The sequence below is a fragment of the Geobacillus sp. LYN3 genome (assembly GCF_003064505.1).
GTDB classification, from domain to species: domain Bacteria; phylum Bacillota; class Bacilli; order Bacillales; family Anoxybacillaceae; genus Parageobacillus_B; species Parageobacillus_B toebii.
The window spans coordinates 1544861-1559194 of the sequence record NZ_QCWL01000001.1 but is presented as its reverse complement, the minus strand read 5'-3'; the positions used below and the strand labels follow the sequence as shown (position 1 = coordinate 1559194).

The following is a 14334-nucleotide window of genomic DNA, read 5'->3' as shown; positions in this document are numbered from 1 at the left end:
ATATACTGAAAATATAAACCCCGCCTTCCTCCTACAGCTAAAGCAGTGGGCTTCCGGCGGATGTTCTCGTGAGTTTTCTATCGATTGCTTATTGATCCCGGAATTTTTCAATAATGACCGGCTGAAGCTGTCTTCCTTCTAATGCGGCGAGGACCGTATCACGCAACAGCGACATTTTTGCCACCATCGAATTCGGTTTTGTATGCGGGGCGTCTTGGCCAAACGGAATAAAATAAATATTTTTCGCCGCCATTAGGCGCATTAAGTTTACCCCATTTAATCCTAACGCATCATTCGTGGAAATGCCAAGAACAACTGGGCGGTGATTACGCATCGTTGCCTTTGCTGCCATTAATACAGGCGAATCTGTCATCGCGTTAGCAAGTTTGCTCATCGAGTTTCCTGTCAGTGGGGCAATAACCATACAATCAAGCGGAATTTTCGGACCGAGCGGCTCTGCTTTGACAATCGTATCAATCACTTCGTTTCCTGTTATTTCTTCTAGCTTCTTCACCCATTCTTCTCCTTCGCCAAAGCGAGTGTTTGTCGTTTTTACCGTATACGTAACAATTGGCAATACTTCTGCTCCTTCGTTTACTAATTTTTCAATTTCCGGCATGACCGCATCATACGTGCAATGAGAACCTGTCAACCCAAATCCGATTCGCTTTCCTTTTAAACTCATTTACACATTCCCCTTTCTTTTTTCTAAATCTGTATATAATAGTTGTGAAAGAACATTTGCGATAATTTGCCCTGCTGTTTTTGGCGCAACAACTCCCGGCAGCCCTGGTGCGAGGATCGCTTTTACTCCACGCTTTTCGGCGTAACGAAAATCGGTGCCGCCAGGCCTTGAAGCTAAATCAACGATAAGCGTATGCGCCGGCATTTTTGCGATGACACTTGCCGTTACGATTAAATGCGGAACGGTATTAATGCAAATATCGATATCCTGCACTTCTTTTTCTAAATCATTGAGATGAAACGGGGTAAGACCCATTTCTGTAATGCGGGCCAGATGCTCCGAGCGGCGTGCCCCTACTTTCACTTTTGCACCAAGTGCAGCAAATGTACGTGCAACCGTCATGCCGACGCGCCCAAGCCCAAGGACCGCTACGCGAGAACCATGAATCGTAAAATCGGTATGCTGAATGACAATCATGATCGTTCCCTCTGCGGTTGGAATCGAGTTATAAATCGCTACATCGTCGCGTTCAAATAATTGAACATATTTGCGGTCGATGGTTTTCATTAAATTGTCCAAGTAGCTATTACTAATTCCGGAATAGACCGTGCAATGCTTCGGTGTTTTTAACATCATTTCTTCTGTAAAGGGAATTGGTTCATGCGAAAACACGGTATTTACTTTTCCATCCGGAGTTGTTCCGTGAACCGGCAAAATAATCGCATCTAAATCGGCGAAATCGACTTCATCTATTCTCAACTTTGTCGCTCCCGTAAAATGATGCGCTAATTGATCAAAGCCAACTAAAGACAATTTCGCATCTAGCTCAATTAATTTGCGTATGACTTCTAATTGCCTTGCGTCCCCACCTATAATGGCAATATGCATGCCTGTTAGCATCATCGTGTATACTCACCTTCTTTATGCGAAACTTATATTTTAGCTTTATTTCTTTTCACATCTTATGTAAAAAAGGAATTGTAGGTGAATATCTCCAGTTTAAAAGAAAAAAGTGACCGCCTTTGGCGATCACATGCACTCTTGATCATTCATCCGGAAAATCGATAATAATCATATCCGTACCAACTTTTTTTATATATTTCCACGGAACGCGAATTTCGCTCCCCTCTTTCCGAAATCCAAACCATTTTCCTGTCGGAATGAGCAACGCTTGAATTTGCCCAGTTTGCTCATTGATTTCCAAATCCGTCTGTCCTAGCACCCCTAGCCGTTCGGCGCGTCTTGCATCCACAATTTCTTTGCCGCTTAACTCGCTTAACCTCACCGCGTTCTCCTCCTTTCTTTTCTTTCTATTATTGTAAGATGAGGAAAATAAAAAAATGCCTGCATTTTAGCAGGCATTTTCGCACAACGATGTTGCTATCAACTTGCTTACGAACTGATTCGGTTCGGTAATTGACCGCTTGGACTAATTAAGGCAAGCGCGTAATCTTCATTAAAAATAGAGCGTGCAAGTTCATTCACTTTTTCCACTGTTACGCTATTAATTTCCTCAATAATTTCATCAAGAGAACGATGGCGGCCAAGCAACAATTCATTTTTGCCGTTGCGGCTCATCCGGCTGTTTGTGCTTTCTAAGCCTAACATTAAACTTCCTTTCATTTGTTCTTTACTGTTGTTTAGTTCTTTTTCGGTAATTCCATCTTCTTTTAATTTGTCGATCGTTTCTTGGATCGTTTCAAATAACAAATCAAGCTGGTTGTTGCCTGTTCCGGCATAAATCGCTAATAAGCCGCTGTCTTGGTAAGAAGAGTGATAAGAAAAGACCGAGTACGCTAAACCGCGCTGTTCACGGACCTCTTGGAAAAGACGGCTGCTCATGCTGCCCCCTAAAATATTATTTAAAATAATTAATGTGTAAATATCTGGGTGGCCGACAGGAAGCCCGTTGAATCCGATACATAAATGCGCCTGTTCCGTATCTTTTTGCCGCACTAATTTTTGCGGCTGAAATAACGGCGCTTGCGATTCGCTAGCTTTTTGTTTTGCCGTGAAAGAACCGAAATAGCTTTCCACTTGCTGAATAAAACTTTCATCAACATTTCCAGCAATAGAAATGACAACACGGTCTGGAGTATAATAATCAGCCATATATCCGCGCAGCGAATCGCCCGTAAACGTGCGCAGCGTTTCTTCCGTTCCTAAAATTGGATAACCAAGCGGATGATTCGCATAGCAAGCTTTGCTTAATAAATCATGAACAATATCATCCGGTGTATCTTCATACATTCTAATTTCTTCTAGTACGACATTTCTCTCCTTTTGTAATTCCTCATCAACAAAAGTAGAATGGAAAAACATATCTGCTAACATTTCGAGAGCAAATGATGCATGCTCATCTAATACTTTGGCATAATAGCAAGTATATTCTTTAGAAGTAAACGCATTTACTTGACCGCCAATACTGTCAAACGCTTCGGCAATCTCTCTTGCCGTGCGCGTTTTTGTCCCTTTAAAGAACATATGTTCTAAAAAGTGTGAAATTCCATTATTTTGCTCCGTCTCATTGCGTGAACCTGTTCCAATCCATATCCCGATCGCGACAGAACGCACTGTCGGAATTTGTTCTAGCACGATTCGTACTCCGTTTTTGCAAGTATATTTATTAATCAACATCACGTTCCTCCTATTTTTGTACAATTCTCTTTTCGTCTAATAATGTAGACACATTACCAATTTCATATTCTTTTTGCTGAATCGAAATAATAAGCGGCTCAAGCGCCTCGGCAGTTGATAGCGTTGGATGCATCAAAATCATTGCACCGGGATGAACTTTGGACATTACCCGTCTCACTATAACAGATGGAGACGGTTTTTGCCAATCAATTGTATCGACGCTCCACATAATTGTTTTCATATCTAAATCAGCGGCGATTTTCACGACATCATCACGATAGCTCCCGCTTGGAGGAGCAAACCATTTGCATTTCACCCCGGTTGTCGCTTCGATGATTTCGTTCGTTTTGACTAGTTCCTTGCGGATTTTTTCATTATCTAGCGACTTAAAGTCAGGATGGCTATATGAATGATTTCCTATTTCGTGACCAGCATCTACAATCATTTTTGCCATATCAGGATGATTTTTTACCCAACGTCCTTCCAAAAAAAACGTTGCCTTCACGTTATGCTTTTTTAAAATATCGAGCATTTTCGGAATATACTCATTTCCCCATGCCACATTGATGAGAAATGCGACCATCGGTTTATCCGGATGTCCCCGATAAATCGGTGCTGGCGGCAAATCTCCTAAATGAACACGTGGAGGAACTTGTTTGTACACAAGCTTCCGTTCATCAAACTTTCCTTCCTTTTTCATATTTTCATACGAAGCTTGCACATCGATTTTTAATCCGTTATAACCAGGCGTTGCTTTCCATACTCGATCGATGACCGCATCTTGTGGGGGAATTTCATACTGTTTTGCTTTTTCTACAATTTCTGCATAGAGCTTATCGGCTTCTTTCATAGCCATAATATTCTCTTTTTGCAAAAAAACGGTAATATATTGGCTCACTGGTGGCTGATTGATGATGACCCAAACAAAGAAAAACATAATCGCCACCGATAAATAGCGGGTATAATTTCTGTTCACATCTGTCCCTCCTTTTATACTACAAATATGTGAAGAAGGGACAAGATAGAACTTTCCCCCACAACAAAGAAGCCTTAAGGAGCGAAATCCTAAGGCTTCATTCTATGCCGTTCCGGACGTTTGCCTTTTTTTTCCTTTTTCTCGCGCAATACTGCTTTTCGCGATAAATTAACGCGTCCTTGTTTATCAATTTCCATTACTTTTACTAAAATTTCATCGCCGATCGAAACGACATCTTCCACTCTTCCGACACGCTCTTCTGCTAATTCGGAAATATGAACGAGACCGTCTTTGCCGTTGAACAATTCAACAAATGCCCCAAATTTCTCAATGCGCTTCACTTTACCCAAATAAATTTGCCCGACTTCGACTTCGCGAACGATATCTTCGATAATCTGCTTCGCCTTTTGGTTCATCGCTTCGTTGACAGACGAGATGAAAATTGTTCCATCTTGTTCGATATCAATTTTTACGCCGGTTTCATCAATAATTTTATTAATTTGTTTTCCGCTTGGGCCGATGACTTCGCGAATTTTTTCTGGATTAATTTGCATCGTTAAAATTTTCGGAGCGTATTTCGACAACTCTTTGCGCGGCTCGCGGATCGTTTGCATCATATGTTCTAAAATTTCCATACGACCTTTTTTCGCTTGCTGGAGCGCTTCTTCTAATATTTTACGAGATAAGCCTTTAATTTTAATATCCATCTGCAAAGCGGTGACGCCTTTTGCCGTACCCGCTACTTTAAAATCCATATCTCCGAGATGGTCTTCAATGCCTTGAATATCTGTCAAAATCGTATAATTGTCATCGTTTTTCACAAGTCCCATCGCGATTCCCGCTACCGGTGCTTTAATCGGGACACCTGCATCCATCATCGCGAGCGTGCTTGCACAAATGCTAGCTTGAGATGTCGAACCGTTCGATTCTAGCACTTCGGAAACAAGGCGAATGGTATATGGAAATTCTTTTTCAGATGGAACGACCGGTTCTAACGCTCGTTCTCCAAGCGCTCCGTGTCCAATTTCACGGCGGCCTGGACCGCGCATCGGTCCTGTTTCGCCAACCGAAAATGGCGGGAAGTTATAGTGGTGCATAAACCGTTTCGTTTCTTCAATACCAAGCCCGTCCAATATTTGTACATCGCCAAGCGCTCCTAACGTACAAACACTAAGCACTTGCGTCTGTCCGCGCGTAAACAGCCCTGAACCGTGCGTGCGCGGCAATACGCCGACTTCAGAGGAGAGAGGCCGAATTTCGTCAATCTTACGGCCGTCCGGACGTATTTTTTCTTCGGTAATAAGCCGCCGCACTTCTTCTTTAACAAGTTTATGCAAAATTTCATTTACTTGTTTTAATGTTTCTTCATCTGCTTCTTGTTCTTCGTATTTTGCGATGACACTAGCTTTTACTTCCTCAATCGCTGCATCACGCGCCAATTTTTCTGGCACTTGAACAGCTCGTTTAATATCCTCTTCCGCCAGTTGGCGAATTTCTGCTTCTAGTTGAGGATCAAGCTCATAAAGAACTACTTCCATTTTTTCTTTGCCTACTTGGGCGGCGATTTCCTCTTGGAAAGCGATCAGCCGTTTTACTTCTTCATGTCCGAACATAATCGCTTCTAAAATCACTTCTTCCGGCACTTCGTCCGCTCCAGCTTCGACCATATTAATCGCGTCTTTCGTGCCGGCAACAACAAGATGAATATCGCTTTTTTCCGATTGTTCGACAGTCGGATTAATCACAAACTCTCCATCCACACGGCCGACTGTAACACCGGCAATCGGTCCCTCAAACGGAATATCCGAAATCGTTAAGGCAAGTGACGCACCGAATAACGCCGCCATTTCCGGAGAACAATCTTGGTCTACACTCATGACCATCGAAACGATTTGCACTTCATTGCGGAATCCTTCCGCAAACAATGGACGAATTGGCCGGTCAATTAAACGGCTTGCTAAAATCGCTTTTTCACTAGGACGTCCTTCCCGCTTAATAAATCCTCCCGGAATTTTACCAACCGCATAAAGACGCTCCTCATAGTTGACCGTTAGTGGAAAAAAGTCGACGTTTTTTGCTTCTTTTGATGCCGTTGCTGTGTTTAATACCACTGTGTCGCCATAACGGACTAATACCGCTCCATTCGCTTGTTTCGCTAATTGGCCAATTTCCACGACAAGCGGCCGTCCAGCCCAGTCTATGGAAAAAATGCGTTTTTCTTGCTCCATATAAACGAGTACTCCTCTCTATGTACAAATCGAAAATAAACGAATGTATATACTGTTAGTATGGACGAATCATTGGCAATGTATCAGTTCCTATTTATTAATCATAGCGAAAAATCGCTTATATAACTAGCAAAAAAGCGGGAATGCTCCCGCTTTTTTTATCGACGTAATCCAAGTTTGTTAATCAACTCACGATAGCGCGCAATGTCTTTATTGCGTAAATAAGTCAATAAGTTACGGCGTTTACCGACCATTTTCAGCAATCCGCGACGTGAATGATGGTCTTTCTTATGAACGCGTAAATGTTCATTTAAATTGTTGATTTGCTCTGTAAGGATAGCAATTTGCACTTCCGGAGAACCTGTATCGTTCTCATGAATTTTAAACTGCTCGATAATTTCTCTTTTACGCTCTTGTGATAATGCCATCCTTATTCACCTCCTCGTTTATAAACCCCAATTACCTAGCAAGCGGCGGTGACTCGACTTGCCAAGCAATGGTTATTTTACATACATTCATTAGAATACCTCTTTTTGCGATAAAATGCAAGTGTTTTCGGTGAAATTGCGAAAGTATGCTTGCGCTTTTTCTTTATCCCGCTGAATTTGCGCAACCAATTCATCCACGCTTGCAAATTTTTGTTCACTTCTTAAGCGCACATGCCACTCAATCGTCATCGTTTCCCCATAAATGTCTTTCGCAAAATCGAAAATATGCACCTCGATATTCGGCATTCCTTCACGGGTGGAATGAAAAGTCGGTTTATATCCAACATTACACACTCCTTCAAATACGGCCGTCCCGATTTTTACTTTCACGGCATATACACCAACGGCCGGCAATAAATAATCATCATTTAACGCAATATTTGCCGTTGGAAATCCAATTGTTCTTCCGCGGCGTTCGCCGTTAACAACCGTTCCTTCCACTTCATAAAAGCGGCCGAGCAAACGCGGCAGTTGCTCTACCTCTCCGTTTTTCAGCAACTTTCGAACATAAGTGGAGCTTATTTTCTCTCCGGCAATGCTCAATTTTGGAACCACCGTCTGCGTAAATTGATCACGCGAATGAAATGGCAATGTCTCCATCGTTCCTTTTCCAAGACGCCCGTAAGTAAAATCAAAGCCAGCAACAACGTGTTTCACATGAAAACCGATAATATACTGATCCACAAATTGTTGCGGAAACAGTTGTGCAAACGCAGGAGTAAACTCAACAATATATAAAAAATCGACGCCAAGTTGGGCAATTAGCTGTTCTTTTTTCTTTAACGGCGTAATGAAATGGGTATGCTGCTCTTTTTTTCCAAGCACAACGGAAGGATGTGGATGAAACGTCATTACTGCGCTTTTATATCCTTTCTCCGCCGCAATGTTCACCGCCGTACGGATCACTTCCTGATGCCCAAGATGAATGCCGTCAAAATAGCCAAGCGCCATAACAGTAGGGGGTAGCTTTTCTTTTTTTATATGATGGGGATGCGAAATAAACAATGTTTTCATTTTCTTTAATCACCTTCTGTTTTTTTGCAACTTTCCTTATCATCGAAGTACTTTTAACGGTTTCATTAAGTGAGGTTTAGTAGGATGTTTTATATAAAGGGCAAGTGCCTCTCTTTGCTTGCTTATCATTAATACCGGTCCCTCGAGCGACTGTAAAAAAGCTGGAAGCGGCAATATTGCTCCGTTTTTTACTTTCTCTGCTACTTTATCATTTATTTCATATTTCGGCAAATGAAAAAGTGCTTTGCCAATCGGCAGTAAAATCGACTTCAGTTGGCCGCTCTCTATGTACTGCTCTAATTGTTCAAATGTGACGCAATCTTGCAAGGAAAATGGACCGGATGCAGTACGAACAAGGTCGGACATATGGGCTGGGTAGCCAAGACGTTCGCCGATCATCACTGCTAATGTACGAATATATGTACCTTTGCTGCAAGTGACACGAAAACGAAACGAAACGATGTCTCCTGCAAACGCGTCTCTTTCATCAAGCAATGTTAGTTCATGGATCGTCACAATGCGAGTCGGCCGCTCGACTTCAATGCCCGCACGCGCATATTCGTATAGTTTCTTTCCTTTCACTTTTACCGCGGAATACATTGGCGGCGTTTGCGCAACTTCTCCCGTCAATTGACGGAACACCGCTTCGATTTCATCGCGTGGAATAACACGGTCTACCTTTTGTTTTGCGATGATTTCACCTGTGCTGTCTTCCGTTGTCGTAGCAATCCCTAGTGTAACCTCCCCCTCATATGTTTTCGTAGCCCCTGTTAAAAACTCAGCGATGCGCGTCGCTTTGCCAATGCAAATCGGCAATACTCCCGATACATTTGGATCAAGCGTCCCTGTATGCCCTACCTTTTTTATTTGCAGCATCCGGCGAATGCGTGCAACACAGTCATGTGATGTCATTCCAGGCGGTTTATGCAATAGTAATACTCCGTCCATTTGCGCACCCTTTCTTAGTAAAATAACTTATGTATTATGTACATAATGGAAATGGATAGACAAATTGTCTATCCATTATTCCTCTTTGTTTTCCTCTTCTTTTTTCCCGCCTTCGTGCTCAGTGGAAATTTGGCGGATTAATTGCTCAATGCGATTGCCGTATTCGATTGATTCATCAATTTCGAAAAATATTTCTGGTGTTTTCCGCAAGCGAATGCGCTGCCCAATTTCGGAGCGGATAAATCCTTTTGCTTTTTCCAGCCCTTTTAAAGTGTTTTGGCGTTGTTCTTCATCACCTAACACGCTGATATACACTTTTGCTTGTTGTAAGTCGCCTGTGACGCGCACATCAGTAACAGTGACAAAACCGATACGTGGATCTTTTAATTTGCGACCAATAATATCGCTTAATTCTTTTTTCATTTGTTCACCGACACGTGTAGCCCGTAAATTCATTGCCAATCACCTCGATTAAAACCACTCAAATGTCGTAACCGTTCTTTCCAATTCCGGGAAGGAATCGATCAAAGCAAGCGCTCGCTGCAGCTCCCGCTCGGTTGTCACCCGATTGGACGTAATCGCGACAATCCCGAGCGTAGTCCGCTGCCATACGTTTTGGTGATCGATTTCGGCTATAGATATATTATACTTTTGTTTTAACCGTGTCATTATTCGTTGTAACACAGCACGTTTTTCTTTTAATGATTGCGCATCATAAATTACACATTCACAGGCGACAAAGCCGATCATTTTCTTTCCACTTCCTGCATAATGTACGCTTCAATAACGTCTCCTTCTTTAATATCGTTGAAGTTTTTAATCGTCAAACCGCATTCATATCCTTGCATCACTTCTTTGACATCGTCTTTGAAGCGCTTCAAGGAATCGATTTCTCCTTCGTAAACGACAATGCCTTGACGGATCAGGCGCACTTTGCTGTCACGCGTAATTTTTCCATCTGTCACATAGCATCCGGCAATCGTTCCAACTTTCGATACTTTAAACGTTTGACGAACTTCCGCTTGACCGATGACTTTTTCTTCATATTCCGGATCAAGCATTCCTTTCATCGCTGCTTCAATTTCTTCAATAACCTTATAGATGATGCGGTGCAGACGAATGTCGACTTTTTCGGATTCGGCGACGCGTTTTGCATTGGCGTCCGGACGGACATTAAAGCCGATGACAATGGCATTTGAGGTCGTTGCTAAAAGAATGTCCGATTCGGTAATCGCGCCAACAGCGGCATGGATAATTTTGACGCGCACTCCTTCGACTTCGATTTTTTGCAGGGCAGCAACCAGCGCTTCAACCGATCCTTGAACATCCGCTTTGACAATAATATTTAATTCTTTCATTTCACCTTGTTTAATTTGTTCAAAGAGGTCATCTAGGCTAACGCGAGCTTTCATGTTGCGTTGTTCCATTAATTGTTTTTGTGCGCGCGCTTCTCCGATTTGCCGCGCTTTCTTCTCATCTTCAAACACCATGAAACGGTCTCCAGCCTGCGGTACTTCGTGAAGACCAGTGATTTCCACCGGTGTCGAAGGACCTGCTTCTTTCACACGACGCCCTGTATCGTTGACCATCGCCCGCACGCGGCCGTATGTGCAGCCAACAACAATCGGGTCGCCGACATGCAACGTTCCTGCTTGAACAAGCAACGTTGCCACTGGTCCACGGCCTTTATCCAGTTTTGCCTCGATAACAGTTCCGGTTGCACGACGATTTGGATTTGCTTTTAATTCTTCCATTTCGCTAACAAGCAAAATCATTTCCAATAAATTGTCAATACCTTCTCCTGTTTTTGCTGACAGTTTACAGAAGATCGTATCTCCGCCCCATTCTTCCGGAATAAGATTATACTCCATTAATTCTTGCATCACGCGATCTGGATTGGCATCCGGCTTATCCATTTTATTGATGGCAACAATAATTGGGACATTTGCCGCTTTCGCATGGTTAATTGCTTCTACTGTTTGCGGCATCACCCCATCATCCGCAGCAACAACGAGGACAACAATATCGGTTACTTGCGCTCCTCTTGCCCGCATTGTTGTAAACGCCTCATGTCCTGGCGTATCAAGGAACGTAATTTTTTTATCGTTCACTGTCACTTGATATGCACCAATATGTTGCGTAATACCCCCTGCTTCTTGCTCCGTCACTTTGGAGTGACGAATCGAATCCAATAGCGTCGTTTTCCCATGGTCAACGTGCCCCATAATCGTGACGACCGGCGGACGTTCCACTAAATCTTCAGGATCATCGACAATTTCGATCGATTCAAAATTCGTTTCATCAATGACTACTTTTTCTTCGACTTCTACTCCGTAATCGGAACAAATAAGTTCGATCGCATCTTTATCTAACTCTTGATTGATCGTTGCCATAACGCCGAGCATAAATAGCTTTTTAATAATTTCTGAAGGTTCGCGCCCAAGTTTTTTCGCTAGTTCGGCAACCGTTAATGTTCCTTCAAACGTAATCTTCTTAGGAAGCTCTTTTTCTTTTTTCATTGGCTGCTCTTGTTGTACAGGCTGCTGTTCTTTCGCTTTTGCCTTCCCTTTAATTTTCTTTTTCTGTTGATGGAAAATTTTCTTTTCTTGCTGCTGTAATTGCAAATCGTGTTTTTTTCCTTCTTTCTTTTTGTTTGCCGATTTTTTCTTCGGAACTTTTGTTTTCACTACTTCTTCATCTTCGTCATCAAAATCATCGACATAATTTTTCGGTTTTACTGGCGCCTTTTGTTTTTCCTTTGGAGCAGAAGCTTGCGGCCGCTCATTTTTTTTGTTGTACGTATGATCAAGCTTTTCGACAACTTCTGGTTCCAACGTTGCCATATGATTGGTAACTTCAATATTCATTTCTTTCAATTTATGAATGACGTCTTTACTCGGTACATTGTTTTTTTTCGCGTACTCATATACACGCATTTTAGACATAGATTCACCCCCATAAAGATCAATCGAGCATCGTCAGTAGTTTGTTAGCAAACCCTTCATCTATAATCGCAACAACGACGCGGGCATCTTTTCCAATCGCATGCCCGAGCGTATAACGGTCAGACACTTTACGGAGCGGAACGCCATAGGAAGAGCATTTATCTTTGATTTTTTTCATTGTATTTTCTGACGCATCCTCCGCTAAAAGTACGAGTTTTGCTTTGCCGCTGCGAATTTCTTTGACCGTCAGCTCCTCACCCGAAGTTACTTTCCGTGCTCGATTCGCTAATCCCAATAATGATGCCCATCGGTTATTGCTCATTTCCAGCAGCAGTCTCCTTTTCTGCCAACTGAAGCAACTCATCATACAGCGCATCAGGAATTTCCGTTTTTAAATGATGGGCTAAAATATTTTTCTTTTTTGCTAGTAAAATGCATTCTTTATCTAGTGTAATGTACGCGCCACGACCAGCCTTTTTTCCTGTCGGATCAATGGAAACTTCCCCATCTTTTGAGCGGACGATGCGCATCATTTCTTTTTTTGGCTTCATTTCACCAGTCACGACGCATTTTCGCAACGGAACTTTCTTTTGACCAGCCATCTCGCTCCCCCCCTCACTCGATTTTCTCTTCTTGTAAATCGAATGATTGGTTGCTGTCATTTTCATTATTGACCGATGTCTCTTCTGAATCAAGAAAAGTGGATTGCGCATATGGATCGATTCCTAATTCTCTCGCTTCCGATTCGCTTTTAATATCAATTTTCCAGTTTGTCAGCTTTGCTGCTAGCCGAGCGTTTTGCCCGCGTTTGCCGATTGCTAATGACAGCTGATAATCCGGCACGATTACGGTCGTTGCTTTTTGTTCTTCATTGACGATTACACGCAACACTTTTGCCGGACTTAATGCGTTTGCGACAAACTCAACAGGATCTGCAGACCAGCGGACGATATCAATTTTTTCCCCGTTTAATTCCTCCACAACCGCTTGAACCCGCTGCCCTTTTGGACCGACGCACGCGCCGACCGGATCCACTTCCGGATTGTCGGAATGCACCGAAATTTTCGAGCGGTCTCCCGCCTCACGGGCAATGGATTTAATTTCTACTGTTCCATCATAAATTTCTGGGACTTCCAGTTCAAAAAGACGCTTAAGCAATCCCGGATGGGTGCGTGAAACAAAAATTTGTGGTCCTTTTGTTGTCTTTTCCACTTTTGTAATATACACTTTAATGCGGTCGTGCGGTTTGTATGTTTCGTTCGGCATTTGTTCGCTAGCCGGCAGCAACGCTTCTGTTTTACCGAGACTGACATAAACAAAACGAGGATCTACACGTTGTACGATCCCTGTCATGATATCTTCTTCACGGTCAACAAACTCAGCATAAATAACGCTTCTCTCTGCTTCGCGCACCCGTTGTGTAACAACTTGTTTCGCTGTTTGTGCCGCAATGCGGCCAAAATCTTTCGGCGTTACTTCTAACTCGAGAACATCGCCGATTTGATAATTCGGATTGATTCGTTGTGCTTCTTCTAAAGAAATTTCGAGGCGCGGATCATTTACTTCATCAACCACTTCTTTACGCGCAAATACACGGATCGTTCCTGTTTCTGTATTTAAATCAACCCGTACGTTTTGCGCCTGGCCGAAATTGCGTTTATACGCAGAAATGATCGCCGCTTCAATCGCTTCCATCACAACTTCTTTGCTAATGCCTTTTTCACGGATAATATCCGCTAGGGCATCGAGTAATTGTGTATTCATGAAACGAAAATCCCCCTTTTACCATTAAAAAAAGATAACAGCAAGTCTTGCGCTCGCCACTTTTTCATACGGAATATCGATTGTTTTTTTGCGAGTTTTGTCTTTAACCGTAACAGACACTGTTGTTCCATCAAAACCGATAAGTTCGCCTTCAAACTCCTTTTCTCCTTCAATTGGTTCATATGTTTTGATATATACATTTTTCCCAATCGCTTTTGTAAAGTCCTTCGGCTTTTTTAACGGTCGTTCCGCCCCAGGTGAAGAAACTTCAAGAAAATAGTTGTGTGGAATTGGATCGACTTCATCTAGTTTTTCACTTAACTTTTCGCTCACCATGCCGCATTGTTCAATATCAACACCATTATCGGAATCAATAAAGACACGCAAAAACCAATTTTTTCCCTCTTTTACATACTCGATATCCACAAGTTCTAAATCCATGTCGGCAAGAATTGGAGTGACTAGTTCTTCTACTATATTCGTCACTTTTTTGCTCATTCTTTTCCTCCTAACATAGAGAAACTGCATCCGTTCGTTATAACGAGAAAATCCCCTGCAAATCTGCGGGGAATGAAAAGCAATTGGCATCCATTCAAGACGAAAGAGTGGGTTTCCCCACTCTTTCCTTACCCATTATCTTTACCATTTC

16 protein-coding genes are annotated in these 14334 nt (G+C 42.5%); all 16 read right to left on the bottom strand.

Features of this window, described 5'->3' with window-relative positions:
• Positions 1-88: 88 nt before the first annotated feature.
• Positions 89-685, bottom strand: a complete 597-nt coding sequence (locus DCC82_RS08170) for a dipicolinate synthase subunit B (protein WP_015863498.1) — start codon at positions 683-685, stop codon at positions 89-91.
• Positions 686-1588, bottom strand: a complete 903-nt coding sequence (gene dpaA / locus DCC82_RS08165; RefSeq protein WP_015863497.1) for a dipicolinic acid synthetase subunit A — start codon at positions 1586-1588, stop codon at positions 686-688. It lies immediately after the preceding gene.
• 142 nt (positions 1589-1730) lie between these two features.
• Complete coding sequence (locus DCC82_RS08160) at positions 1731-1970, bottom strand: YlmC/YmxH family sporulation protein (RefSeq protein ID WP_015863496.1); 240 nt, start codon at positions 1968-1970, stop codon at positions 1731-1733.
• 107 nt (positions 1971-2077) lie between these two features.
• Entirely contained in the window at positions 2078-3319 is a 1242-nt protein-coding gene (locus tag DCC82_RS08155) for a M16 family metallopeptidase (RefSeq protein ID WP_108430426.1), read from the bottom strand.
• A 13-nt stretch (positions 3320-3332) separates the two neighbouring features.
• Positions 3333-4298 (bottom strand): polysaccharide deacetylase family protein, encoded by a 966-nt coding sequence (locus tag DCC82_RS08150; protein ID WP_062678199.1) that lies wholly within the window; start codon positions 4296-4298, stop codon positions 3333-3335.
• Positions 4299-4387: 89 nt separating this feature from the next.
• Positions 4388-6526: a polyribonucleotide nucleotidyltransferase gene (gene pnp, locus DCC82_RS08145; RefSeq protein WP_062678200.1), complete on the bottom strand. Its 2139-nt coding sequence runs from the start codon at positions 6524-6526 to the stop codon at positions 4388-4390.
• Positions 6527-6684: 158 nt separating this feature from the next.
• Complete coding sequence (gene rpsO, locus DCC82_RS08140; RefSeq protein ID WP_015863492.1) at positions 6685-6954, bottom strand: 30S ribosomal protein S15; 270 nt, start codon at positions 6952-6954, stop codon at positions 6685-6687.
• A gap of 90 nt (positions 6955-7044) precedes the next feature.
• A complete protein-coding gene (gene ribF / locus DCC82_RS08135) occupies positions 7045-8028 on the bottom strand; it encodes a bifunctional riboflavin kinase/FAD synthetase (protein WP_097354743.1) in 984 nt (327 codons plus the stop codon).
• A 39-nt stretch (positions 8029-8067) separates the two neighbouring features.
• The gene (gene truB, locus DCC82_RS08130) at positions 8068-8976 is read right to left on the bottom strand and encodes a tRNA pseudouridine(55) synthase TruB (protein ID WP_015863490.1); all 909 of its coding nucleotides are present in this window, start codon (positions 8974-8976) and stop codon (positions 8068-8070) included.
• Positions 8977-9051: 75 nt separating this feature from the next.
• Positions 9052-9432: a 30S ribosome-binding factor RbfA gene (rbfA, locus tag DCC82_RS08125; RefSeq protein ID WP_015863489.1), complete on the bottom strand. Its 381-nt coding sequence runs from the start codon at positions 9430-9432 to the stop codon at positions 9052-9054.
• Positions 9433-9447: 15 nt separating this feature from the next.
• Entirely contained in the window at positions 9448-9726 is a 279-nt protein-coding gene (locus DCC82_RS08120) for a DUF503 domain-containing protein (protein ID WP_015863488.1), read from the bottom strand.
• Complete coding sequence (gene infB / locus DCC82_RS08115; RefSeq protein ID WP_015863487.1) at positions 9723-11921, bottom strand: translation initiation factor IF-2; 2199 nt, start codon at positions 11919-11921, stop codon at positions 9723-9725. Before infB ends, DCC82_RS08120 begins: the two co-directional genes overlap by 4 nt.
• Positions 11922-11940: 19 nt before the next feature.
• Positions 11941-12243 carry a YlxQ family RNA-binding protein gene (locus DCC82_RS08110; RefSeq protein ID WP_015863486.1) on the bottom strand — a complete coding sequence of 101 codons (303 nt, stop codon included), beginning with the start codon at positions 12241-12243 and terminating at the stop codon, positions 11941-11943.
• The gene (gene rnpM, locus DCC82_RS08105) at positions 12233-12523 is read right to left on the bottom strand and encodes an RNase P modulator RnpM (RefSeq protein WP_015863485.1); all 291 of its coding nucleotides are present in this window, start codon (positions 12521-12523) and stop codon (positions 12233-12235) included. The genes DCC82_RS08110 and rnpM overlap by 11 nt, the downstream gene beginning before the upstream one ends.
• A gap of 13 nt (positions 12524-12536) precedes the next feature.
• Positions 12537-13685 (bottom strand): transcription termination factor NusA, encoded by a 1149-nt coding sequence (nusA, locus tag DCC82_RS08100; protein ID WP_015863484.1) that lies wholly within the window; start codon positions 13683-13685, stop codon positions 12537-12539.
• 24 nt (positions 13686-13709) lie between these two features.
• Positions 13710-14183, bottom strand: coding sequence for a ribosome maturation factor RimP (rimP, locus tag DCC82_RS08095; protein WP_015863483.1), 474 nt, complete (start codon positions 14181-14183; stop codon positions 13710-13712).
• Between the last annotated feature and the right edge of the window lie 151 nt (positions 14184-14334).

Coding starts and splice junctions, on each gene's coding strand:
- DCC82_RS08170 (WP_015863498.1), bottom strand. CDS start 685: ATGAGTTTAAAAGGAAAGCGAATCGGATTTGGGTTGACAGGTTCTCAT.
- dpaA (WP_015863497.1), bottom strand. CDS start 1,588: ATGATGCTAACAGGCATGCATATTGCCATTATAGGTGGGGACGCAAGG.
- pnp (WP_062678200.1), bottom strand. CDS start 6,526: ATGGAGCAAGAAAAACGCATTTTTTCCATAGACTGGGCTGGACGGCCG.
- rpsO (WP_015863492.1), bottom strand. CDS start 6,954: ATGGCATTATCACAAGAGCGTAAAAGAGAAATTATCGAGCAGTTTAAA.
- ribF (WP_097354743.1), bottom strand. CDS start 8,028: ATGAAAACATTGTTTATTTCGCATCCCCATCATATAAAAAAAGAAAAG.
- truB (WP_015863490.1), bottom strand. CDS start 8,976: ATGGACGGAGTATTACTATTGCATAAACCGCCTGGAATGACATCACAT.
- rbfA (WP_015863489.1), bottom strand. CDS start 9,432: ATGAATTTACGGGCTACACGTGTCGGTGAACAAATGAAAAAAGAATTA.
- DCC82_RS08120 (WP_015863488.1), bottom strand. CDS start 9,726: ATGATCGGCTTTGTCGCCTGTGAATGTGTAATTTATGATGCGCAATCA.
- infB (WP_015863487.1), bottom strand. CDS start 11,921: ATGTCTAAAATGCGTGTATATGAGTACGCGAAAAAAAACAATGTACCG.
- DCC82_RS08110 (WP_015863486.1), bottom strand. CDS start 12,243: ATGAGCAATAACCGATGGGCATCATTATTGGGATTAGCGAATCGAGCA.
- rnpM (WP_015863485.1), bottom strand. CDS start 12,523: ATGGCTGGTCAAAAGAAAGTTCCGTTGCGAAAATGCGTCGTGACTGGT.
- nusA (WP_015863484.1), bottom strand. CDS start 13,685: ATGAATACACAATTACTCGATGCCCTAGCGGATATTATCCGTGAAAAA.
- rimP (WP_015863483.1), bottom strand. CDS start 14,183: ATGAGCAAAAAAGTGACGAATATAGTAGAAGAACTAGTCACTCCAATT.